This window comes from Promicromonospora sp. CA-289599 (assembly GCF_050936155.1).
Lineage (GTDB): Bacteria > Actinomycetota > Actinomycetes > Actinomycetales > Cellulomonadaceae > Promicromonospora.
The window spans coordinates 1016264-1038566 of the sequence record NZ_JBNJNI010000001.1 but is presented as its reverse complement, the minus strand read 5'-3'; the positions used below and the strand labels follow the sequence as shown (position 1 = coordinate 1038566).

Below are 22303 nucleotides of genomic sequence, written 5' to 3'. Positions count from 1 at the left end.
GGGCCGGCTCATGACAACTACGCCCAGCACACAGTCGCAGACCCGGATCGAGCACAAGATCGTCGTTCCGGCCCACATCCCGACGGTCGCGCTCCTCGGGAGCCGGGACTCGGTGCTGCGGGCCGTCGAAGAGGGCTTCCCCGGCGTCGATGTCCACGCCCGTGGCAACGAGATAGCCGTGAACGGACCGGCGGGCGACGTCGCCCTGGTCACCCAGCTGCTCGACGAGCTGATCGAGGTCGTCGAGGCGGGCACCCAGCTCACCCCCGAGGTCGTGAAGCGTTCGGTAGCCATGCTGAGCGCCGCGTCGGCGTCACGCCCGGCCGAGGTCCTCACGTTCAACATCCTGTCCAGCCGTGGCCGCACCATCCGGCCCAAGACGGTCGGGCAGAAGGCGTACGTGGACGCGATCGACACCAACACCATCACGTTCGGCATCGGCCCGGCCGGTACCGGCAAGACCTACCTCGCCATGGCCAAGGCCGTCCAGGCGCTGCAGGCCAAGCAGGTCAACCGGATCATTCTGACGCGTCCCGCGGTCGAGGCGGGGGAACGCCTCGGGTTCCTGCCCGGCACGCTGTCGGAGAAGATCGACCCGTACCTGCGCCCGCTGTACGACGCGCTGCACGACATGGTCGACCCGGAACAGGTGCCCAAGCTGATCGAGGCGGGCACCATCGAGGTAGCTCCTCTGGCTTATATGAGGGGTCGTTCTCTCAACGATTCCTTCATCGTCCTGGACGAGGCGCAGAACACCTCTACCGAGCAGATGAAGATGTTCCTGACGCGTCTGGGCTTCGGTTCCAAGATGGTCATCACGGGCGACGCCACGCAGATCGACCTGCCCGGCGGCACCACCTCGGGCCTGCGCGTGGTCGAGGACATCCTGCTGGGCGTCGACGACGTCGAGTTCTGCCGCCTCACGTCGTCCGACGTCGTGCGGCACAGGCTGGTCAGCGACATCATCGACGCGTACGCGCGGTGGGACGTCCTCACCGACGACCGCCGTCCGGGCCGCCAGCCGCAGGACTATCGTCAGGGCAGCAACCAGGGGAGCAAGAGGCAGCGCCGGTGAGCATCGAGGTCAACAACGAGTCGGGGTTCGAGGTCGACGAGGCGGAGTTCGCCGCGCTCGGCCGGTTCGTGCTGGACGCCATGCGGGTGCACCCGCAGTCGGAGCTGTCGATCATCTTCGTCGACACCACCGTCATGACCGACCTGCACGTGCAGTGGATGGACGAGCCGGGTCCCACCGACGTCCTCTCCTTCCCGATGGACGAGCTGCGCCCCGGCCGCGACGGTGACGTCACCCCGGCCGGGACGCTCGGCGACATCGTCCTGTGCCCGGAGGTCGCGGTCACCCAGGCCAAGGCCGCCGGCCACTCCACCACCGAGGAGCTCCTGCTCCTGACGACGCACGGGATCCTGCACCTGCTCGGCTACGACCACGCCGAGCCGGAGGAGGAGAAGGAGATGTTCACGCTGCAGCGGAAACTTCTCCTGACCTTCCTCGCGACTCGGTGACCGGCGTGATCGCACTGCTCCTCACCCTTGTCATGCTGGTCGGCCTCTCGCTGGCGGGCATGCTCTCGGCCGGCGAGGCCGCGCTCCTGCGGGTCACCCGCGCCTCCCTCACGGAGGCGCTGGCGGAGGCCGAGCTGGGGCGGTCGCCCGATCCGGACCGCGCCTCGCGCATCCGGCGGGCCCAGGCGCTCGTCGTCGACCCGACGGCGATCGTCGCCTCCTTCGCGCTCGTGCGCGTGATGTCCGAGGTGGTCGCGATCGCGGCCGGGACGCTGCTGGTGCAGCAGACCATGCCCGGCGAGGGCGTTCCCGACGAGCTGCCCGTGATGCTCGTCGCGCTGGTTGTCGGGGTCGTCATCGGCGTGATCTTCGTGCGGGTCTCGCCGCGCGCGCTCGGCTTCCGCAACCCGGTGGCCGTGCTGCTCGCGCTCGTGGGTCCGCTGACCGGGGTGTCGCGTGCCGTCGCCTGGCTCACCAGGTTCTCGGTGCCGCGCTACGACCCGTCCCCGCCCACGGAGGCCGAGCTGCGCGACATCGCCGACCGGGTGGGCGAGAGCCTCTCGGAGAGCAGCGCGTTCGAGGAGTCCGACCGGGAGCTCATCCGCTCCGTGATCGAGCTGGGCGGCACCATCACCCGCGAGGTCATGGTGCCCCGCACCGACATGGTGACCGTCACCGCCGACACCTCGCTGGACCGGGTGCTGCGGCTGTTCCTGCGGTCCGGTTTCTCGCGCGTGCCGGTGGTCGGCGAGTCGGTGGACGACGTCGTCGGCGTCGCCTACCTGAAGGACGTCGTGGCCGCGGTGCACTGGCCCGTGGACGACGGCTCCGCGCGCAGGCCCTCGCAGCGTCCCGCCGCCGACGTCGCGCGCGACGCCGTCTTCGTGCCCGAGTCCAAGCCGATCGACGACCTGCTGCGCGAGATGCAGGCCTCGGCCAGCCACATCGCGCTCGTCGTGGACGAGTACGGCGGCGTGGCGGGGCTGGTGACCATCGAGGACCTCCTCGAGGAGGTGGTGGGCGAGCTCACCGACGAGCACGACACGGTGCCCGTCCAGGAGGTCGAGGACCTCGGCGACGGCGTGTTCCGTGTGCCCGCGCGACTACCCGTCGACGAACTCGGCGACCTGTTCGACCTGCGCCTGGACGACGACGACGTGGACACCGCCGGAGGCCTGCTCGCCAAGGTGCTGGGCAAGGTGCCGCTCGCGGGCTCGTCCGTCGAGGTGGGCGGCGTGCACCTGGAGGCGGAGCGTGTGGAGGGCCGCCGCAAGCAGATCTCGACGATACTCGTACATCGTACGGAGCCGGCCGCCGAGCCGGACGACAGCAACGGTGGCCTGGATCAGCACGACCACCGTGATCAGAAGCGTGACCAGAAGGAAGTGACCTCGTGAGCGACCAGCCCGCAGTGCAACAGACCGCCGAGCACCGGAGCGGCTTCGCCTGCCTGGTGGGCCGCCCCAACGCCGGCAAGTCCACCCTGACGAACGCGCTGGTGGGGCAGAAGGTCGCGATCATGTCGGCTCGGCCGCAGACCACGCGGCACACGATCCGTGGCGTCGTGCACCGGCCGGACGCCCAGCTCGTGCTGGTGGACACGCCGGGCCTGCACCGGCCGCGGACCCTGCTGGGGGAGCGGCTCAACGACCTGGTGCGGGACACGCTGTCCGAGGTGGACGTCATCGCGTTCTGCATGCCCGCCGACCAGAAGGTCGGCCCCGGCGACCGCTACATCGCCGCGCAGCTCGCCGAGCTGATGACCGGGCGCCGGCGGGTGCCCGTCGTCGCCGTCGTCACGAAGGCCGACCTCGTCCCGCGCGAGACGCTCATGCAGCACCTCCTCTCCGTGGACCAGCTGGCCAGAGCCGTGGACCGCGAGTGGGCCGACATCGTGCCCGTCTCCGCGAAGGACGGGTACCAGGTCGAGGAGCTGGAGGCGGTGCTCATCTCGCACCTGCCCGAGGGCCCCGACCTCTACCCGGACGGCGAGCTGACGGACGAGCCGGAGGCCGTCATGGTCGCCGAGCTCGTGCGTGAGGCGGCCCTGGAGGGCGTGCGCGACGAGCTGCCGCACTCCCTCGCGGTGGTCGTGGACGAGATGGTTCCGCGCGAGGGGACGGGCGACCCCGACAAGGGCCGGCCGCCGCTCCTCGACGTGCGGGTCAACCTCTTCGTGGAGCGTGACTCCCAGAAGGCGATCATCATCGGCCGCGGCGGGTCCCGGCTGCGGGCCGTGGGCACCGAGGCACGCCAGGGCATCGAGAAGCTGCTCGGCCAGCGGATCTACCTCGACCTGCACGTCAAGGTCGCGAAGGACTGGCAGCGCGACCCGAAGCAGCTCCGCAAGCTGGGCTTCTAGTGTTCGGCGTCTCGCCGTGCACGTTGTGCTGCTCGCGGTCGCCCGAATGACTCGCCGCGCCCGCCACGGCGATGGCCGGGGCCCGCGGGCGTAGCATCCGATGGTGTTCTTTCGGACGGTCGCCACATCCGCCGCAGTCCTTGTCGCCCTGGCGCTGACCGGCGCCGTCGCAGGTCCCGTCTGGGAGCCCGCGCCCGTGACCTCGCACCTGCGCCTCGGCTCCACGTCGACGGCGATCGGTGGTGCCCTGTCCGGCGGCGGGTCCGGTGGCGGGGAGCCCGGTGACCACGAGGTGCGCGAGACCGAGGTGACGATCCCGCTCGCCGACGGGCTGGAGGTCGGCGGGCTGCTCCGCGAGCCGGTCGACGCCGGCTCCGAGGACCACCCAGGGATCGTGTTCGTGCACGGCGCGGGTACCGGCAAGGCCGTCGACGCGTTCACCCTTGCCGCGACGGCGCTGGCGAGCGCGGGGATCACCACGCTCGTGCCGGACAAGCGGCTGGACAACTACTCCACGCGGCACCGGGACTACGAGGCCATGGCGCGCGACTACGCCCACTCGGTGCGCTACCTGCGCGACGTCCCGGGCGTGGACCCGGACGACATCGGGCTGTACGCGGAGTCGGAGGGCGCGTGGGTGTCGCCCGTGATGATGGTGGACGACCCACGGCTCGCGTTCCAGATCCTGGTCTCCGCTCCGGTGGTCCCGCCCCGGCAGCAGGCCGCCTACGCGGTCGACAACTACCTGCGGAACACCGACGTCCCGGCCGGGGTCTTCCGCGCGATCCCGCGCGCGGTGGGGATGAGGCTGCCCGGCGGCGGGTTCGAGTACGCCGACTTCGAGGTGCGGCCCTGGCTCGAACGGCAGGAGGACCCGATCCTCGCCGTGTACGGCACGAACGACGCGTCGATGCCGCTCGAGCAGGGTACGCAGGAGCTCCTGGACACCGCCCGCGACGTGACCGTCCGGTTCTACGACCACGCCAATCACGGCATCAACGTCGAGACGCCCGACGGGCTGGTGCTGCACCCCGACTTCGCGACTGACGTCGCCGACTGGGTGCTCGGGCTGCCCGCGACGGCGTCGGCCCCGCCCCAGCTCGCCGGTGCCCAGCCCCGGCAGGACTACCTCGCCGCACCGGTGCCGCAGCCGCAGTGGTACGGCGACGGCGACTGGTTGGTGGGGGTGGTGATCACCGCGGCCGGGCTGCTGCTGGTGGGCCCGCTGCTGATCGGCGGTACGGCGCTGGCGGGCCGCCTCGCCCGACGTCGTCCCGGTCGCCCGGGCACGCACCTCGCCCAGGGCCTGCGCGCGCCCCTGGCGGGTCTGGCGATCGGCGCGGTGGTGACCACCGTCGGGCTCGCCGTGTACCTGGCGGCGGTCGCGCGCCTCGCCCTGGACTACGAGAAGAACGCGCTGGTGGTGCAGGGCGGCTGGGTCGGCGTCCGGCTGCTCGGCATCGCGACGGTCGTGGCGGCGGCACTGCTGCTCAACCGGCTCCGCGACCTGCGGGGCAGGGTCGTGCGCCCGGCCGGGATGGATACGGCGCAGCGGGTCACCGTCGCGGAGCAGGCCGGCGCCGCGGGCGTCGTCGTCCGGACGGGTTTCTGGGCGACGGTGCTCGGCGCGACGGCGCTGCTCGTCACCCTGGCGTACTGGGGCGCCTACCAGCTGGGCATCTGACCGGACCCGCCGAGCCGCAACAGCTCCGGCGCCCGGCGCACGAGCGGCCGCGGTACGACGTCGTCGGGCACCGTGTCCGGGAGGCGCAGGTGCCGCACCTGGTCCACGTGCGTCGTCGTGGCCAGCGCGGCGCTGTGGTCCGCCGGGGCGGGCATGTGCGTCAGGTACGGGCGGGGGTAGGGGAGCCGGACCGACGGGTCCCGCCCCAGCAGGGTCGGCCGCGGGCCGCTGACGTCGAGATCGCGCAGCGGGATCGTCAGCCCGTGTCCGGTCAGCTTGGCGGTCGCCTCCTTGCGGGTCCAGTACGCGAGCAGCGCGTCCGCCCGGTCGCGGGCCGGCAGGCGCCGCCAGGCCCGCCGCTCGGCGGGCGTGAGCGCGGCGGCCGCCAGGTCCTCCAGGTCGCCGTCCGCCGGGCGTGCGTCGAGGTCCGCACCGACCCTGCCGTCACCCACCACCGCGACCAGCACCCAGGCCCGCGTGTGCGACACCGAGTAGTCGAGGACCGCACCCGACACGTGCGGTCGCCCGTGCTGCGGGTCGCCGCAGCGCTCGCACGACCGGTCCACCGCTATGTCCTCGGGCGGGACGCCGAGGTAGCGCGACAGGATCAGCCGCTGGGCGGCACGCGACGTCAGGTGGACCGTGGTGGCCACCTCGTCGAGGCCCACGAGGTGCTCGCGATCCGGTACGGTCAGCAGGCGTGTCCAGGCGTTCCGACGTCGGACCGGAACGAGCCAGACGTCGCAGGTGCGGGGTGCCGGTGCGGCGCTCAAGTCCACTGCGTTCTCCTGTGACCTCGGCGAGCTGTCGGCTGCGGCCGACGGCGGTGTTCCACGCACGTCGAATGTGATGGACGTGCGCAGAAATGCAGGTGTGACCGGACTCGCCGTGGTTCGGCCTGACAGGCTCCGTACCCGGCGGGTAGTAACGTCGGGGACCCAACGCCACCAGCCACACTTCCCCAGTCTCGACCAGCGGCGTTATCGAGGAGTGAACGGATGATGGACCAGCACGCTTCCGAGCGTGACGAGAGAGATTCGGCAGACGGCGCGCAGGACGCGAACGGCGCGCCGACCGAACGTCTCGGCCACGAGCACGTCGCAACGATCTCCGCGGAGACCGGCTCCGGGCACATGCCCGACGACACCAGACCCTTCGCCAACATCGCGGTGGCCGACTACGTGCGCGACGCCATCGCCGCACTCGCCCTGCTCGTGTCGCTCGCGCTGCCGTGGAACCTGGCCGACCGGGGAGCGGACCGCGTAGAGGTCGTCCTGGCCGTCGCACTGTCCCTCGCCTCGCTGACCCTGCCCTACCTCGCGCGCCTCGGCGTGCTGCCGGCCACGTGGACCGTGCACTCCACGCGCCGCGCACGCCTGCTCGCCGGGCTGCCGCTCGCCGTGATCGCCCTGCTGCACCTCGTCTTCGACGTCCGCAGCGGTGCGGGCGTCGGCACCGGCCTGGGCCTCGCGCTGGCGGGTGCGGCGCTCGCCGCCACCCCGCGCGACAGCGAGCTCGGACCCATCGAGGAGGACGGCGCCGTCGTGCGCGGCTGGCGCCTCGGCCTCGCCGGCGTCGGCATCCTGATCGCGGTGGGTGCCGTCACCGCCACGCTGCTCGCGGAGCTCGCCGAGGACGCGACGCTCGGCGACCGCCTGCTCGCGCCCGTGTGGCTCGCGCTGGTCGTCGGCCTGGCGTGGCTGCTGGTGGGCGGCACCGTCCGCCACGACCGTCCCTCACGCCTCGTGCTGGTCGCCGCGGGCATCGTGCTGGCGCTGCTCTTCATCTTCACCTCCGGTGACTCGCTGACCGGCCTCGAGTCCATGCGCCCCGGCGTCACGGACCCGAGCCGGTTCGGCCTGGTGCTCCTGCCGCTGGCCGCCGCCGTCGCCGGTGCGCCCGCGGTGCGCCGCGACCCCGCGGCAGAGGAGGACGTCAGCACCGAGCAGGCCGCCGGCCTGTGGGTGCGGGTCGCCATGCGCGCGTTCGACGTCATCGTGCTGCTCGCCGTGTGCAGCGCGCTGGCCGCGCTCGTGCAGCTCATCGACCCCGGCTTCATCGGGTCCGGCGCCGGCGTGACGCTGGTGGTGCGGCTCGTGCTCGGCGTCGTCGTCGGCGGTATCGCCTGGTTCGCGCGGCGCTCGCTGCAGCGCGACCCCAGCACGGGGCACGTGCCCGCCGTCGGTGCGGCGTGCGTGGCCGGCGTGCTGGGGCTCGTCGTCGTCATCGCGACGTCCGGTGCGAGCCTCGGCGTGAACCTCGGCGACCTCCTGATGGCCCTCGGCCTGCCGGTCGTCGCGGCGTCCGCGCTGATGATCCCCAAGGCGGTGCGTGACCACTTCCAGACCGTCGGCATCGGTGGGGACACCGACGTCGACCGCAGCCAGGCCTACCTGTGGGCCCCGCCGCGCCCCAAGGGCGACAAGGCGCCGCCCGTCTCGCTCCCGGAGCAGCCCGTGCGGTCGGCGCCCGAGCTGCGCCGTCCCGCCGAGCCGCGCCGGGTCACCTCGACGGGCGCCGTGCGCACCGTCGCGGGTGCCGCCGCCGTCCAGCACGGGGTGGTTCCCGTGCAGTCCGCGAAGCCGGAGTCGAGCGAGGTCCCGATCAGCGCGATGCGCACCGTCGAGGAGATGCGGGCAGCGGGCGCGCCCGCCGGTTCGTCGACGAGCGAGACGGCGACCATGCCGCCGGTCCGGTCCGGTGCCACGCCGGTGGCGTCCGCCCAGCCGGTATCCGCCGCGCAGCCCGTGGCACCCGCCCAGCCGGCGGCCTCCGCCCAGCCGACGGCGCGTATCCGGCCCGTGACCGGTCAGCAGGCGGCCCAGGCCGGCGCCGGTGCGGCCGCCGGTGACGCGGTCCAGGAGCAGGTCACGCGCCGCGTCGTCGTCGGCCAGGGGCAGGACCAGAGCCAGCGTCCCGCGTCCGCGGACTACGGGTCGGAGTCGGGTCACACGGCAGTGCTGCCCCCCGTGGGCGGCAGGTGGACGCCGGCGGTGGCGCTCGACCCGGCCACCCCGCTGGCGGACCTGGCGAAGATCGTGCAGGAGGCGCCGCACCTGCGTCCGCAGGTCGCCGCCAACCCGTCCACGTACCCCGCCCTGCTGGACTGGCTGGGCGCCCTCGGCGACCCGCAGGTCGACGCCGCGCTGCGCAACCGCCGCTGACCCGTTGCTCCGGCGAGGTAGAGCGTGCAGCCGGACAGGCGCTCTACCTCGCCGGAGACGTCCGGATCGTGGGCGTGCTGGGTGGTCGAAGTCAGCTCCGGGGGTACAGTGACGGCGTGCGCATGACGGTGATCCTTCTCCTTCCCTGCCGCGACGAGGCCTAGACAGGTCGGTCCCTCGTCGCGGAGGCTTGGTGTGCCGGCCAACCTCACCGAGCGAAGGACACATGATGGAGAACAGCATCACCGCCACCACCCCCGGCGGAGTTCACGACACTGGACCGAACGGCGCAGGAGTGCATGGCGCAGCGGGCGGAATCATCGAAGACAACCCGCAGCAGACCTCTGGCATGCCGACGAGGAAGTACCTCCCGTTCCACGAGCAGATCACCGTGGACCTCCCCGACCGCACCTGGCCCACCAAGCGCATCGAGAAGGCTCCGCGCTGGTGCGCGGTCGACCTGCGTGACGGCAACCAGGCCCTCATCGAGCCGATGAACCCGGAGCGCAAGCTCCGCATGTTCGAGCTGCTGGTCTCCATGGGCTACAAGGAGATCGAGGTCGGGTTCCCCTCCGCGAGCCAGACCGACTACGACTTCGTCCGCAAGCTGATCGAGGAGAACCGGATCCCCGACGACGTCGTGATCCAGGTCCTGACACAGGCGCGCGCCCACCTGATCGAGCGCACGTACGAGGCGATCACCGGCGCGAAGCAGGCGATCGTGCACCTGTACAACTCGACGTCCGTGCTGCAGCGCGAGGTCGTCTTCCGGTCCGACCAGGACGGCATCGTGAGCATCGCGCTGGACGGCGCCAAGCTGTGCCGCAAGCTCGAGGAGACCGTCCCGGACACGCGGATCTACTACGAGTACTCGCCCGAGTCGTACACGGGCACCGAGCTCGAGTTCGCCGTGCGCATCTGCAACGAGGTCATCGAGGTCTTCGAGCCGACGCCGGAGCGCAAGGTCATCATCAACCTGCCCGCGACCGTCGAGATGGCCACGCCCAACGTCTACGCCGACTCGATCGAGTGGATGAGCCGGCACCTGGCGCACCGCGAGAACGTCATCCTGTCCCTGCACCCGCACAACGACCGCGGTACGGCCGTCGCGGCCGCCGAGCTGGGCTACCTGGCCGGTGCCGACCGCATCGAGGGCTGCCTGTTCGGCAACGGCGAGCGCACCGGCAACGTCGACCTGGTGACCCTGGGCCTCAACCTGTTCTCCCAGGGCATCGACCCGCAGATCGACTTCCACGACATCGACGAGATCCGTCGGACCGTGGAGCACTGCAACCAGATGCCCGTCCACGAGCGGCACCCGTACGTGGGCGACCTGGTGTTCACGGCGTTCTCCGGCTCGCACCAGGACGCCATCAAGAAGGGCTTCGAGCACATGGCCGGCCGCGCGGAGGCCGCAGGGGTCACCGTCGACGAGCTGACCTGGGGCGTGCCGTACCTGCCGATCGACCCGCGCGACGTCGGCCGCTCGTACGAGGCAGTGATCCGGGTCAACTCGCAGTCGGGCAAGGGAGGTGTGTCCTACCTGCTCAAGAGCGAGCACAAGCTGGACCTGCCCCGGCGCCTGCAGATCGAGTTCTCCCACGCGGTGCAGAAGGTGACCGACGCCCAGGGCACCGAGGTGACCGGCGCGGACATCTGGCGCATCTTCACGGACGAGTACCTGCCGATCGAGGAGAACGCCCCGTCCGGCCTGGAGCACTGGGGCCGGCTCGAGCTGCGCGGTACGCGTGCCGTGTCGGTGGAGGGCGAGCAGGACACGCTCGAGGTCGACGTGCTGGACCGCGGGCAGGAGCTGACCCTGACCGGCACGGGCAACGGGCCGATCGACGCGTTCGTGGACGCGATCGCGCAGGTCGGCGTCAAGGTACGGGTGCTGGACTACGTCGAGCACGCGCTGTCCGAGGGCGGCGACGCCAGCGCCGCCGCCTACGTCGAGTGCGCGGTGGGCGACGACGTCCTGTGGGGCGTCGGCATCGACCCGTCGATCACGCTCTCGTCGCTGAAGGCGATCGTCTCGGCGGTCAACCGAGCGGACCGCACGTCCTGACCCCCCGTTGAGTGCTGGGTATTTGCGGCTTTCACTGTCCATGAAGCGCAAATACCCAGCACTCAGCGAAGACTGGCCGGTCACCATCAACTTCCACCCTGATCGGCTCGTCGCTGACGGGAGCGAGATCCTGATCGAGCGCCTCGCGCACGACCGCGTCTGGCGTTCCCAGTTCGAGACCGGCACCAGCAACGGCGGTCTCACGGCGCACCCGGGCGGGGACCGGTGGCGCTGGGAGCGGCGCATGTTCGACGGCCGGTACGACGACGGCCCTCCGCACGATCGTCCGCGCTACGGCGCCCTGAACCACCGGGGCCGGGCCGCGGGCGGCGCCGTCCGGTTCGGGTCCGCCCACCTGCGGCTCCGCCCGCACGTGCTGGCCCGCACCACCTTCTGCTACCCCGACTCCGTCCTGGAGCCCGAGCACTTCGCCGCCGTGGACCCGGAGCCGCTGGTCGCGATGGCCGACGCCGACACGGCGGCCGGTGCTCACGACCTCCTCGACGACTACGTCGAGGCCCAGGTGCACGGCGCGATAGCCCTGCCCGACGACGTCGCCGCGCTCGTCCTGGACCCCTGCTACCGCGATACCCCCGTGGCAGACGCCGCCCGTGGGCTCGGCGTCGACGTCGAGTGGCACCACGGATTCCGCCTGCACGTGGACGAGCTGGCGAAACGGCCGGAGTTCCGCGGACCGGCGATCGTGGACGTGGCGCGCGCGGTCGCCGTCGGGCACACGCGCGACGGCTGGCTCGACGCGCGGGTGACCGGGGAGGCGGTGCTCGCCGGCGAGCACGACCCGCAGGACCTCAAGAAGGTCTGGCACCACGTGGCCCGCTGGGGGGACTACAGGGTGCGGTAGTGCTCGGACATCGCCGGGTAGTAGTCGACGAAGTCGATGGCGGCAGGGTCGCCGCCCGTCTCGGCGGCGACGAGCCGGTCCAGGTAGTACTCCCATCCGGGCCCTACGTTCTCGGCCATCGCGGGGTCGTCCATCGACTGCGCGAAGGTGAGCGTGGTGACGCCGTCCGCCTCGGCCAGGTCGAGCTTCAGGTGCCAGGTCGCGGGTACGTCCTCGCCGTAGGTCCCCTGTGAGGTGAGCTCGAGCTGGTGGGGGGCCTTGCACGTGTCGATCGTGTACTCCTCGGGTTCGACGTCGTCCCCCTCGTAGAGCATCTCGACAGCCACCTTTCCCGTCGCCGGATCGCCGGTCCAGCGGCCGATCCAGCGGGCCAGGCGGTCCGGTTCGGTGACCGCCGCCCACACGTCGTCGATCGGGGCGCGGAACGTGCGGGTGAGCACTATGTAGGCGCCGTCCGGGCGCTGCTCCGTACGGCCGGTGGCGGTGATGTCGGTGCTCATGCTGTCTCCTCGTCGATGTGCTCGGTCGTGACGTGCTCGGTGCTGATGTGTGCTGTCGGCGCCGTCCGCCGGTCCCGGCCGACGCGCCGCACCTCGAGCTCCAGGCCGTCGAACGCCTGCTCGGCGATCGGCGGGGCAGGAGCCGGCTGTGCGAGCTCGGCGAGGAGCGCGGACACGGGTGCGAGTCCCGCCCGGTCCAGCCGGTAGTGCCGCTCCCGGCCGACGTCGTCGGCGGTCACGAGCCCCGCCGAGCCCAGGGCCCGGAGGTGCTTGCTGATGGCCGGGCGGCTGATCGGATGGGCCGACGCCATGTCGACCACCCTCGCCGGCCCGGCCGCGAGCTGGCGCAGCAGCTCGCGACGGACCGGGTCCGAGAGGGCGGCGAAGGCATCCATGGTCATATTGGTAACCCTGGGGTTACCAATTTGTCAAGTGCGAGCTGCTGCTAGCGGGCGGTCCCGGTGGGCCTGCTCGCGGTCCGGCGCCGGCCGGGCGACGAGCACGCCCGCGAGGCTGATCGCGAACCCGACCACCGTGAGCAGCGGCAGCCGCTCGCCGAACACGGCCCAGGCCCATGCCGCGGAGACCGCCGGGGTGAGGTAGAGCCACGTGCTCACCGCGACCGGACCGCGCGTGCGCTGCACGTACAGGTACATGCCGTAGCCGCCGAGGAACGCGAGGCCCACCAGCCAGGCGATCGCCAGCCAGAACGATGGATCGGACGGCGGCGCCGCCTGCCTGGTCGCGAACGCCACCACGGCGAAGAGCGCGAGCGCCACGGCTCCCTGCACGGCAAGGGAGTCCAGCACGTCGTGCTTCTCGTCGGGTGCCGGCCACAGGTCGCCGAGCACCGCGGCGGCCGAGAGCGAGAGCATGCCCGCCAGCGCCCAGAGGGCCCCTTCCGTGCCCGTCCCGGCGACGGTGTCGGGCCCGACGGCGAGGGCCACTCCCGCGAAGCCGACGGCGAGGCCCGCCGCCTGACGGCGTCCTCCCTTCTTGCCGAAGCCGGACAGGACGACGGCGACCAGGGCGGGCTGCAGCGAGGCGAGCAGGGCCGCCGTCCCGGCCGGCAGCCCTGCCTCGACCGCGCGGAACACGCCGTAGAGGTATCCGGCCTGGCCGAGCACCCCGAGCACGGCCTCGCGCCGCAGGTAGCGGGCCCCGTAGCGGCGGCGGAGCACCAGCACCACGATGAGCATCAGGGGTGCTGCGACGACGTAGCGCCACAGGAGCGTGGTCGTGGCCGGGGCGACGGGCGCCGCGAAGGTGGCGCCGACGAAGCCCGAGCTCCACAGCACGACGAGCAGCGCGGGGGCGAGGTGTCCCAGATGGCTCTTTCGCATGATCGCCAGGTAACCACACAGGTCGGTATACTCGCAGTGCACCCTGACCCCAGCCCGGACGGAGCGATCCGCATGCCGCGACGCAGCCCCAACCCGCACACGCCGGCCGGCGAGAAGATCCTCACCACGGCGGCCGACCTCTTCTACCACCGGGGGATCCGCGCTGTCGGCGTCGACCTGATCGCCGACGAGGCAGGGGTCACCAAGAAGACGCTCTACGACCGGTTCGGCTCCAAGGACGCGCTGGTGGCGGCCTATCTGACGCGCCGGCACGAGCGCTGGGCGGCGTGGTTCGGCGAGCGGCTCGCGGCGCGTGGCGCGGCCGGGGCCGGGGCCGCGCGGGGTGTCGAGCAGGTGGTGGCCGCACTGGAGCTCGCGGAGGAGTGGGCGCGGGAGAACGAGCGGGGCTGCGCGTTCGTCAACGCCCACGGCGAGATCGGCGGGTCCGAGCACCCCGGCAACGCGGTGATCCTCACGGACAAGCTGTACATGCTCGGCGTGTTCACGGGCCTGCTGCGCGACGCCGGGCGGCCCGACGCGGAGGAGCTCGGAGCGCAGGTCCACCTGCTCTACGAGGGCGCGATGGTCGCGTACACGACACGAGCACAGCCGAACGCGTTCGCCGCCGCCCGGGCGGCGGCGCGGGGGCTGCTCGCGCCCGCCGGCTGAAGCGGTCACCCGGCAGGGGCTTCCGGTCGGGTCCTTTCCGCGCTATTTTGTTAACGGTACCGATCCGTTAACAAAAGGAGCCGCGATGGCAGACGACGGCGTCACCGACGTGCTCGTGGTCGGAGCCGGACCCACCGGGCTCGCCCTGGCGTGCGGGCTCAGGCTGCAGGGGGTCGGCGTGCGCGTCGTCGACCGCCTGCCCGCTCCGGCGACGACGTCGCGGGCCAACTTCGTGCACGTACGCGGGTCGGAGGTGCTCGCCCGGCTGGGCGCGCTCGGCGACCTGCCGCAGCGGTCCGTACGGGCGATGCGGATCACCACCTACCTCGGCGACCGGCCGATGATGCGCATCCGGTTCGGTGACCCCGGCCTGCGGACGGCCGCGCCGCCGATGGTCGTCTCGCAGGCGCTGGTGGAGGGCGAGCTGCGGCGGCGTCTGGCGGAGCTCGGGGTGACTCCCGAGTGGGGCGCGTCCCTCGCGTCCCTCACGCAGGACGACGACGGCGTCACCGCTGAGCTCGACGACGGGCGGACCGTGCGCGCGCGGTGGCTCGTCGGCTGTGACGGCACGGCCAGCGCGGTGCGGAAGGCCGTCGGCATCAACGCCCCGGGCGTGCGCCTGAGCGAGCGGTTCCTGCTCGCGGACCTGCACCTGGACTGGGACGCGGACCGGACCGGGACCTCCGGCTGGGTGCACCCGACGGGGATGCTCGGCGCCATGCCGATGCCCGACGACGAGGGCCGGGGCGACCTCTGGCGGTTGATCGCGTACGACCCCGCGAGCGCGGAGCTGGAGCGGACGGCGGACGCGTCGGTGCCCGGGACGGCGGGCGAGCCGCGAGCCGCCGACGCCTACGGCCGGCGCAGCCGCCTGACCGAGGAGCAGATCCTGGACCGGTTCCGCGCGATCCTGCCCGAGCGCACCGGCCGCGACGTACGCATCCTGGACAGCGAGTGGCTGTCCGAGTTCACCATCCACCGTCGGCTGGCCGACCGGTACCGGCGCGGCCGTGTCCTCATCGCGGGCGACGCCGCGCACGCGCACGCACCGTTCGGCGGGCAGGGCATGCTGACCGGCCTCGGCGACGCCGAGAACCTGGCCTGGAAGCTCGCTCTCGTCGCGCACGACCGGGCTGCCGACGCGCTGCTCGACACCTACGAGGCCGAACGGCGTCCGCTGGCCACCGACGTGCTGCGCGGCACCGCCAACGTGACCCGCGTCAACGTGGCGCGCAGCCCCGTCGGGCGGTTCCTGCGGGACCAGGTGCTCATCCGGCTCTTCAACCAGCCGTGGGTCCAGCGCTGGGTCACGTTCACGACCTCCCAGCTCTGGGTGAGCTACCGGTCCGGACCCCTGGGGGTCGGCAGGGCCGAGCGGGTGGACGCCCGGATCGGTCGGCGAACCTGCGTCGGTGACCGGGTGGCGGACCTCGACTGCACCCGGGGTGACGGGACACCTGCCCAGCTCTACACCGTGCTGGGTGGGGGCTGGGCGCTGCTCGTGCCGCCGTCGGACACCACGGGTGCCGAGCCCGAGCCCGAGCACGGCGCCGAACTGGCCGTCCAGCCGACAGGACTCACCCGGACGGACGGCGTAGCCGAGGCCTGGCTCGTGCGACCGGACGGTCACCTGGCCTGGCGCGGGACCGACCCGGCGTCGGCCACGCCATGGCTCGCCGACCTGCTGCGCACCGGGCGGACCCGGTGAGCGCCGACGACGCGGCGCGCGGTCGCGGACGACCGCGCGACCCCCGCACCGACAAGGCGATCCTGCGCGCGGCGCTGGAGCTGTTCACCGAGCACGGCCACGCGGGGACCAGCATCGAGGCGATCGCGCGGCGGGCCGGCGTCGGCAAGCTCACCGTGTACCGGCGCTGGGGGAGCAAGGACGAGCTCATCGCGGCGGCCGTGGAGTCGGCCCGGGGTGAGATACCCAGCCCCGGCGCGGACGATCTCGCCGGCATGTCGTACGCCGAGATCTCCCAGGTGATCGTCGACGCGCTGCCGGTCAGCGCGCGGACCCTCGCCGAGCCCGGCTATCGCGCGATGCTCGCCCAGGTGTTCGGCTCCAGCGTCACCCACCCGGGACTCATGGCCGCCTTCTGGCAGAACCACATCCTGCCCAGACGCCATACCGCGCACCTCGCGCTGTCGCGCGCCGTCGAGGAGGGGGTGCTGCCGCCGGAGACGGACATCGAGGCGCTCATCGACATGACGGTCGGGGCCGTCGTCTACCGTCTGCTGCGCCCGGGGCCGCCCGACGCCGACGAGCTGCTGGAGTACCTGCGCTCCGTCTACGGGCAGGCGGGGATGATCCCGCGACAACGAGAGCCGCTGTCCCGCCTCCGCAAATCACCCCGTCCTGGGTAAAGGTGGGATCGACTTTCGCTGACACCCTGTCCGGCCTGGGATAAAATCGCAGTGTTGTCCGCTTTCTCGGCCGCTTCTGCCTCGATTGTTCTGGACGGGACGGCGGATGTGACCGTGGGGGGTGACATGAGTACTCGTGCAACCAGGCTCGTCCACTGTTTCCATCACGCGGGCGGTGGTCCTGAGGCGTTTCGGCGGTGGCCTGAACAGCTTCCCGGAATGCGCGTGATCCCGGCGGACCTCGAGACGACGGGTGGCGCCGAGCACGCCACCATCGGTGCTCTGGCCGAGCACTGGAGGCAGAGCACCAGCGACCGGTCGGGCATCTACTACGGCCACAGCATGGGTGCTCTTGTCGCCTTCGAGGCAGCCGTGGCCGCGTTCGCGGACGGCGACCCGCACCAGGTGCCCAGCGCGGTCGTGCTCGGATCACCGCCGGCGCCCGGAGGGCCGGGACCGGCTCCGGCCCTCGGGCCGGACCACGCACTGAGCATCCGGACGGTCCAGGGCCTCGAACGGGTCCGGCAGTACGTGCCGTCGCGCGCTGTCCTCCCAATCCCCGTGCACGTGCTGTGGGGCGAGCTCGACGGCGTCGTGGACGAGCGCGACGCGCGGGCCTGGACGGTCCGGGGCAGTATGGGGTCGGGCTGGCACACGTTGCGTCATGCCGGCCACCTGTTCCACATCGCACCTGGCGGAGACGTGAGTGCAGTCCTGCGGAACGTACTCGGTCAGGAAGACACCGTGGAGGAAGCCGCTTGAGTGCGAAGACCGAGGCCCATGACCGGGCAGGCGCGTTCCGGCGGGCCGAGCTGGCCAGCTTTCTGCGGCGCAAACGAGAAGCGACACGGCCCGAGGACGTCGGCCTGCCCGCCGGCGAACGGCGGCGCACCCCTGGGCTGCGCCGCGAGGAGGTCGCGGTGCTCGCCCACGTGGGGGTCTCCTGGTACACGTGGATCGAGCAGGGCCGCGAGCTCACGATGTCGGTACCGGTGCTCGAGGGGATCGCACGGGCGCTGCGGCTCACCGCGGCGGAGAACGCCTACTTCAGGGAGGTCGCCGGCGTACCTCTCTCACCGTCCGACGGCGAGGACCTCCCACCACAGGGACAGCAGGAGCTCCTGGACTCGGTCCAGGGCCGTCCGGCCTACAGCGTGGACCGGTACTGGACGGTCATGGCGACCAACCGCATGGCCGAGTACGTCTTCGGCGTGCGTCCTGGCCGCAACTGTCTCGTCGACTTCTTCATGGAGGAGTCGGTGGCGCAGCGCTTCCCGGACCGCGCCGCGGTGGGCCGCATGCTCGTCGCGCAGTTCCGCGAGCATGCCGCGCGGTACGCCGGTGACCAGCGGTTCGCTGACCTGATCGACGAGCTCAAGGAGAACCTGCCGGCGTTCCGCTGTCTGTGGGACGCGCACATCGTCGGCATGCACCCGCACGGTGACCTGGTCTACGACCACCCGAGCCTGGGCCACCTCACGTTCTCCACTGCCGTGCTCACGCCGTTCGGCGTGCACGACGTGCGGGTCTTCGTCTATATCCCCGCTGACGGCACACCTACCGCGGCGCTGCTGGACGGAGTGGCATGAGGCCGAGCGCCCTCTCGGGTGCGCGCTGGGCGCAGCCCGCGGTACGGCGGAGCCTCACGCTCGGCGAGATCACCGCCACGTACCTTCCGGACGGGTACGTCGAGCTGCATCCCGCACGGTGGTTCTCGCTCGACGAGACGACAGATCTGTACGACGACCGGCCGGAGCTGGTCGCCGCGTCCGGCTACCTTGTCGCCTCGATCGGTGTGCTCCTGCTCGAGGGCCCCGGCTGGCGGATCCTCGTAGACGCGGGGCTCGGCCCGACGTCGGTGCCTGCCGACGCCACGCACCCGGCGCTCGGCGTCATGCGCGGTGGCGGCCTGGCGTCCTTCGCCCAGGTGATCGGCGAGGTGGACGCCGTCGTGCTCACCCACGCGCACGACGACCACGTCGGATGGGCGCGGCGTGGCTGGCCTGGTCTGCCGGGAGTCGCGAGAGCGCCGCACCTCGTGGGGCGGGACGAGCCGGCGCCCCGGGGCTGGGAGCACGTGGACGACGGGCAGCAGATCGTCCCCGGTGTCACCGCGATCGCGACGCCGGGACACACCGCGGGGCACTTGTCGCTGGTCGTGGCAGGAGAGGACCGGCGGCTGGTCGTGCTCGGCGACACGTTCCACAGCTCGCTGCAGGTCGAGGTCCCCCGGCTGAGCTCGTGCTTCGACGTGGACCCTGCCCGCTCGCGTGACTCGCGCGCCCGCATGCTGCGTGAGCTCGACACCCCGGGAACGGTCGCGGTCGCCACCCACTTCGCCGACGTGCCGTTCGGCCGGGTGCGGGCCGGCCGGTGGGAGCCCGTGGCCTGACCGGGCTCGTCGGGCGGCGGCGCCCCGGCTCGGCCGACCCGCACCGGCTCAGCCGACCCGCACCGTGCGGCCGTGCTGCCCGACGAGGTAGCCGGCCCCGAGGACCCGGAGGAACGGCAGGTCCGAGGCATGGTCGCCGTAGCCGACGGTCTGGGACAGGTCGACGCCGTAGAGCTGGGCGTGCTCGAGCACCGCGTCGGCCTTTGCCTGGCCCACCAGCGGTGTCTCCACCGTCCCGGTGTACCGGCCGTCGCGCACGTGAGCCTCGGTGGTGAGCAGGCACATTCCAGGCCATCGGGCGCGGACCGCCACCAGCGCCGGTGGGAAGGACGCGGAGACGGCGACGAGGCGCGCGCCGCGTGCCACGTGCGTCTCGATCTCGTCGGCGACGGTGTCCACGAACCAGGGACCGCCGTCGGAGCGCTGCCGGTCGAGCCACTCCCTGGCTGTGCTGTCGACGTCGTCCACGGTCCGGCCGGTCCACCACCTGAAGTAGCGGCGGTTGGTCACCGCACGCGGTGTGCCGGCACGTGCGGCTTCGGTCAGCGCGTTGATGAACGCCTCGCCCACACGGACCTGGTCGCGGCGGCCGGCGTCGAACCGCAGCAGGTCAAAGATCGAGGTGCCCTGTGTCACTGTGCCGTCGATGTCGGTGTAGACGGCTTTCACGTCGATCACTGTGTCCCGTTCGTGGTGTCGGCCGGATAGCCATGACGGGCAGCGGTGAGCACTGCGAGCGTCCGCTCGTGCACCGTCCCGCCGGCCGTGACGACGCGTGCCGCGGAACCGGCCAGGACACGCCTCGTCTCGGTGTCGAGCGCGTGCTGGAACGCGGCCCCGATCGGCGCCGTCGGCGGCAGGGGATGCTCGGGCGCGACGTGGACCACGAGGTCGTACCGTTCTGGCAGCGACTGGGCGTGCTCGGCGAGGGCCTGTTCCGCAAGGCGTTCCAGCACCTCGGCGTCCGGTGCCCGCCGCGTGCCGGGTGCTGGCGGCCGGTGGACACCGGCCGCCAGCACCCTGAGGTAGACCCATTCGTGCAGCACGGAGCCGTCGGAGATCAACGAGCTCCCGAACGCCGCCTCCGACCGTGCCCGTTCGTCGAGCCGGCGCAGGCTGAGCCGGAACACCTCGTCCAGTGAGCACTGGCCGAGCGTCCTGGGCGTGCCACGCACCGGATCGGCCATCGGACCGACCTGAGGGATCGGCCATCCGGTCGCCGCCGAGACGGCGTCGGCCAAGGTCGTCTTGCCGGCTCCGTAAGCGCCGACGAGGGCTACCCGCACTCTTTGTCCTCGGTCCTAGACGTCGGTCGCGCGGGCCGCCGCGACCCGGTGCTGGACGAGAGACGCGGCGGCGGAGAGGGTCCCCGCGTCACGCAGCTCCCAGTCCTCGATGTTCACTCGGAAGATCCGCGTGGCGACGACGGCGGTCTCGGCGAGCACGAGGGAGTCGATGTCGACGTCGTCGAACTGGGCGTGCGGGTCCAGGTCCGCCGGGATGTCGGGTACCGACTCCGTGATGGCGCGAACGATCTCGGTCAGGTCAAGAGCGGGGTGTCCGGTGATTTCGTGGGTCATGGGTGGCCTCATCTCGTGAGCTCGGACAGGACTTCGGTACGGCCGGTGGTGGCGGACCTGCTGGTCCGCCCCGGCCAGGTCAGGGTCGTGGCGCCCCAGGTGGTCCCGCCGCCGAAGGCCGCGAGGACCAGCCGGTCGCCGGTCCGGAACCCGGCGGCGTGGTGCGCCAGAGCCATCGGGATCGACGCGGCGGAGGTGTTGCCGAACCGGTCGAGGTCGCACACCACCCTGTCCTCGTGGATGCCGATCGCGCGGCCGACCGCGGCGAGGATGCGCCAGTTCGCCTGGTGCGCCACGAGCCAGTCGCAGTCACCGGTGGCCCACCCGGACCGGTCCAGGGCGGTGGCGGCCGCATCGGTCATCCGGGAGACCGCGGCGGTGAAGACCTCTGGACCGCGCATCGCGAAATGACGGTCCCGCTGCGGGGTCGACGACGTGAGCGGCTGTCGTGCGCCGCCGGCGCGCACCATGATGTGGTCCGACTGCGACCCGTCGGACCCGAGGACGACGTCACCGAGGGTGCCGACCTCGCCGGACGCTCCCGCCCGGATGACGACGGCGCCGGCTCCGTCCCCGAAGATGACGGCGGTGCCGCGGTCCCCAGGGTCGACGATGCTCGTGAACCGGTCCGCGCCGATGACGAGCACCGTGTCCGACGTCCCGGCGAGGACCGCTTCGCGAGCCCCGGCCAACGCGTAGAGGAACCCGGAGCACACCGCTGCGACGTCGTACGCGGGCACGGTGCCGAGCCCGAGCTGGTGCGCCACCCACGGCGCGGTCGCCGGACAGCTGTGGTCCGGCGTCGAGGTCGCCAGCACCACCCGGTCCACGCGCGTGACTCCGGCACGGCGCATCGCCATGCGTCCCGCGCGGACGGCCATGTCACCCGTCGAGGTCCCCGGGTCGGCCCACCGCCGTTCGCGGATCCCGGTGCGGGAGGTGATCCACGCGTCGGTGGTGTCCAGCGTGCTCTCCAGCTCGAGGTTCGTCACTACCCGGTCCGGGGCGTCGGCCCCGTAGCCGGCCAGCACCGCTACGCGGTCCGTCATGACTGGACCCGTTCGAGCTCGCCTCGGGTGTCGATCGCGTCGTAGTCCGCCCTGGCGCGGCGCACGGCCTCGTCGATGCTGATCACGCGGGGGAGGTCGAAGTGCCCGGCGATGGTCTCCAGTCGCTTCTCGATGCTGCCTCCCGCGGTGATCGTCGGGATGCCGAGCGCATCGACCTCGTCCTGGATCATCTCGTCGGCGAGCGCACGGAACCGCTCGTTCACCGGCCGGTGCCCGTCGTCGACCATGGGGAACTCGATGGGCAGCCGTACGAAGGCGTCGTAGCCCGCCTTCGCGTGCTGCTTCGCCGGGACGCCGAGCTGAGTGATGACGTCCTCGAAGAACTCCAGCTCCGGGGTCCGCTCCACGTTCGCCAGGGAGGTCGTCGCGGACGGGTTGATGCCGACGAGCACCCGCACGGTGCCGTAGATCCACTCGTGGAGCGAGGACCCGTCCGAGATGAACGTGTCGCCCAGGTGGGACTCGCTGACCGCCCGCTCCTGGTTGCGGCGGGTGATGAGCATGAGGATCTCCGCCCCCGTGCACTGCTCGAGGGTCTTGCCGGGCACGGAGATGGGGAGCAGCTCGCGCATGGTCATGGCGGCGCTGCGGGTGATGCCGGTGTAGTGGGACAAGGCCATGGTGGTGAGAGTCTTGCCCGTGGAATAGGTTCCGGAGACGGCGAGGCGCACAGGTGTTTCCTTCGGTCGATTCGGTCTGGGGTTCGATCGGTCGA

The 22303-nt window shown here is 72.0% G+C and carries 23 protein-coding genes; 14 read left to right on the top strand and 9 right to left on the bottom strand.

Annotated features, from left to right (window positions below):
* The first annotated feature begins 10 nt into the window (after positions 1–10).
* The 5 genes from ACQEVI_RS04605 to ACQEVI_RS04585 all read left to right on the top strand — a co-directional run bounded on the left by ACQEVI_RS04605 (position 11) and on the right by ACQEVI_RS04585 (position 5570).
* Positions 11–1075, top strand: a complete 1065-nt coding sequence (locus ACQEVI_RS04605) for a PhoH family protein (RefSeq protein WP_432895169.1) — start codon at positions 11–13, stop codon at positions 1073–1075.
* Complete coding sequence (ybeY, locus tag ACQEVI_RS04600) at positions 1072–1524, top strand: rRNA maturation RNase YbeY (RefSeq protein WP_432895167.1); 453 nt, start codon at positions 1072–1074, stop codon at positions 1522–1524. The genes ACQEVI_RS04605 and ybeY overlap by 4 nt, the downstream gene beginning before the upstream one ends.
* A 5-nt stretch (positions 1525–1529) precedes the next feature.
* Positions 1530–2921: a hemolysin family protein gene (locus ACQEVI_RS04595; RefSeq protein ID WP_432895165.1), complete on the top strand. Its 1392-nt coding sequence runs from the start codon at positions 1530–1532 to the stop codon at positions 2919–2921.
* Complete coding sequence (gene era, locus ACQEVI_RS04590; RefSeq protein ID WP_432895164.1) at positions 2918–3886, top strand: GTPase Era; 969 nt, start codon at positions 2918–2920, stop codon at positions 3884–3886. The genes ACQEVI_RS04595 and era overlap by 4 nt, the downstream gene beginning before the upstream one ends.
* Positions 3887–3989: 103 nt before the next feature.
* Positions 3990–5570 carry an alpha/beta hydrolase family protein gene (locus ACQEVI_RS04585; RefSeq protein WP_432895162.1) on the top strand — a complete coding sequence of 527 codons (1581 nt, stop codon included), beginning with the start codon at positions 3990–3992 and terminating at the stop codon, positions 5568–5570.
* Here ACQEVI_RS04585 and ACQEVI_RS04580 read toward each other — a convergent pair.
* Positions 5552–6349 (bottom strand): 4'-phosphopantetheinyl transferase family protein, encoded by a 798-nt coding sequence (locus ACQEVI_RS04580; protein WP_432895160.1) that lies wholly within the window; start codon positions 6347–6349, stop codon positions 5552–5554. The genes ACQEVI_RS04585 and ACQEVI_RS04580 overlap by 19 nt on opposite strands.
* A 222-nt stretch (positions 6350–6571) precedes the next feature.
* On the opposite strand from ACQEVI_RS04580, the gene ACQEVI_RS04575 reads away from it, so the two are divergent.
* The 3 genes from ACQEVI_RS04575 to ACQEVI_RS04565 all read left to right on the top strand — a co-directional run bounded on the left by ACQEVI_RS04575 (position 6572) and on the right by ACQEVI_RS04565 (position 11664).
* Positions 6572–8734: a hypothetical protein gene (locus ACQEVI_RS04575; protein WP_432895158.1), complete on the top strand. Its 2163-nt coding sequence runs from the start codon at positions 6572–6574 to the stop codon at positions 8732–8734.
* A 349-nt stretch (positions 8735–9083) separates the two neighbouring features.
* Positions 9084–10802 carry a 2-isopropylmalate synthase gene (leuA, locus tag ACQEVI_RS04570; protein WP_432895156.1) on the top strand — a complete coding sequence of 573 codons (1719 nt, stop codon included), beginning with the start codon at positions 9084–9086 and terminating at the stop codon, positions 10800–10802.
* Positions 10803–10842: 40 nt separating this feature from the next.
* A complete protein-coding gene (locus ACQEVI_RS04565) occupies positions 10843–11664 on the top strand; it encodes a DUF3626 domain-containing protein (protein ID WP_432895154.1) in 822 nt (273 codons plus the stop codon).
* On the opposite strand, the gene ACQEVI_RS04560 is transcribed toward ACQEVI_RS04565, so the two are convergent.
* From ACQEVI_RS04560 to ACQEVI_RS04550, 3 genes are read right to left on the bottom strand one after another with little or no spacing between them, the layout of a single operon-like run.
* Positions 11649–12164, bottom strand: a complete 516-nt coding sequence (locus ACQEVI_RS04560; protein WP_432895152.1) for an SRPBCC family protein — start codon at positions 12162–12164, stop codon at positions 11649–11651. The two genes, ACQEVI_RS04565 and ACQEVI_RS04560, sit on opposite strands and share 16 nt — an antisense overlap.
* Complete coding sequence (locus ACQEVI_RS04555) at positions 12161–12565, bottom strand: ArsR/SmtB family transcription factor (protein WP_432895150.1); 405 nt, start codon at positions 12563–12565, stop codon at positions 12161–12163. Before ACQEVI_RS04555 ends, ACQEVI_RS04560 begins: the two co-directional genes overlap by 4 nt.
* A gap of 27 nt (positions 12566–12592) precedes the next feature.
* Positions 12593–13507 (bottom strand): DMT family transporter, encoded by a 915-nt coding sequence (locus ACQEVI_RS04550; protein ID WP_432895148.1) that lies wholly within the window; start codon positions 13505–13507, stop codon positions 12593–12595.
* 72 nt (positions 13508–13579) lie between these two features.
* Here ACQEVI_RS04550 and ACQEVI_RS04545 point away from each other — a divergent pair, with 72 nt between their 5' ends.
* The 6 genes from ACQEVI_RS04545 to ACQEVI_RS04520 all read left to right on the top strand — a co-directional run bounded on the left by ACQEVI_RS04545 (position 13580) and on the right by ACQEVI_RS04520 (position 18938).
* Positions 13580–14176 (top strand): TetR/AcrR family transcriptional regulator, encoded by a 597-nt coding sequence (locus tag ACQEVI_RS04545; protein WP_432895146.1) that lies wholly within the window; start codon positions 13580–13582, stop codon positions 14174–14176.
* A gap of 85 nt (positions 14177–14261) precedes the next feature.
* Complete coding sequence (locus ACQEVI_RS04540; RefSeq protein WP_432895144.1) at positions 14262–15884, top strand: FAD-dependent monooxygenase; 1623 nt, start codon at positions 14262–14264, stop codon at positions 15882–15884.
* Positions 15881–16546, top strand: a complete 666-nt coding sequence (locus ACQEVI_RS04535) for a TetR/AcrR family transcriptional regulator (RefSeq protein ID WP_432895142.1) — start codon at positions 15881–15883, stop codon at positions 16544–16546. Before ACQEVI_RS04540 ends, ACQEVI_RS04535 begins: the two co-directional genes overlap by 4 nt.
* A 126-nt stretch (positions 16547–16672) precedes the next feature.
* Positions 16673–17308 (top strand): thioesterase domain-containing protein, encoded by a 636-nt coding sequence (locus ACQEVI_RS04530; protein WP_432895140.1) that lies wholly within the window; start codon positions 16673–16675, stop codon positions 17306–17308.
* Entirely contained in the window at positions 17305–18135 is an 831-nt protein-coding gene (locus tag ACQEVI_RS04525; RefSeq protein WP_432895138.1) for a helix-turn-helix transcriptional regulator, read from the top strand. The genes ACQEVI_RS04530 and ACQEVI_RS04525 overlap by 4 nt, the downstream gene beginning before the upstream one ends.
* Complete coding sequence (locus ACQEVI_RS04520) at positions 18132–18938, top strand: MBL fold metallo-hydrolase (protein WP_432895136.1); 807 nt, start codon at positions 18132–18134, stop codon at positions 18936–18938. The genes ACQEVI_RS04525 and ACQEVI_RS04520 overlap by 4 nt, the downstream gene beginning before the upstream one ends.
* 48 nt (positions 18939–18986) lie before the next feature.
* On the opposite strand, the gene ACQEVI_RS04515 is transcribed toward ACQEVI_RS04520, so the two are convergent.
* From ACQEVI_RS04515 to ACQEVI_RS04495, 5 genes are read right to left on the bottom strand one after another with little or no spacing between them, the layout of a single operon-like run.
* Positions 18987–19607: an HAD family hydrolase gene (locus ACQEVI_RS04515; RefSeq protein ID WP_432895134.1), complete on the bottom strand. Its 621-nt coding sequence runs from the start codon at positions 19605–19607 to the stop codon at positions 18987–18989.
* A gap of 5 nt (positions 19608–19612) precedes the next feature.
* Positions 19613–20224 (bottom strand): AAA family ATPase, encoded by a 612-nt coding sequence (locus ACQEVI_RS04510; RefSeq protein ID WP_432895132.1) that lies wholly within the window; start codon positions 20222–20224, stop codon positions 19613–19615.
* 15 nt (positions 20225–20239) lie between these two features.
* A complete protein-coding gene (locus ACQEVI_RS04505) occupies positions 20240–20518 on the bottom strand; it encodes a phosphopantetheine-binding protein (RefSeq protein ID WP_432895130.1) in 279 nt (92 codons plus the stop codon).
* Positions 20519–20526: 8 nt separating this feature from the next.
* Complete coding sequence (locus ACQEVI_RS04500) at positions 20527–21567, bottom strand: beta-ketoacyl-ACP synthase 3 (RefSeq protein ID WP_432895128.1); 1041 nt, start codon at positions 21565–21567, stop codon at positions 20527–20529.
* Positions 21564–22259 (bottom strand): AAA family ATPase, encoded by a 696-nt coding sequence (locus ACQEVI_RS04495; RefSeq protein WP_432895126.1) that lies wholly within the window; start codon positions 22257–22259, stop codon positions 21564–21566. Before ACQEVI_RS04495 ends, ACQEVI_RS04500 begins: the two co-directional genes overlap by 4 nt.
* Positions 22260–22303: the final 44 nt, after the last annotated feature.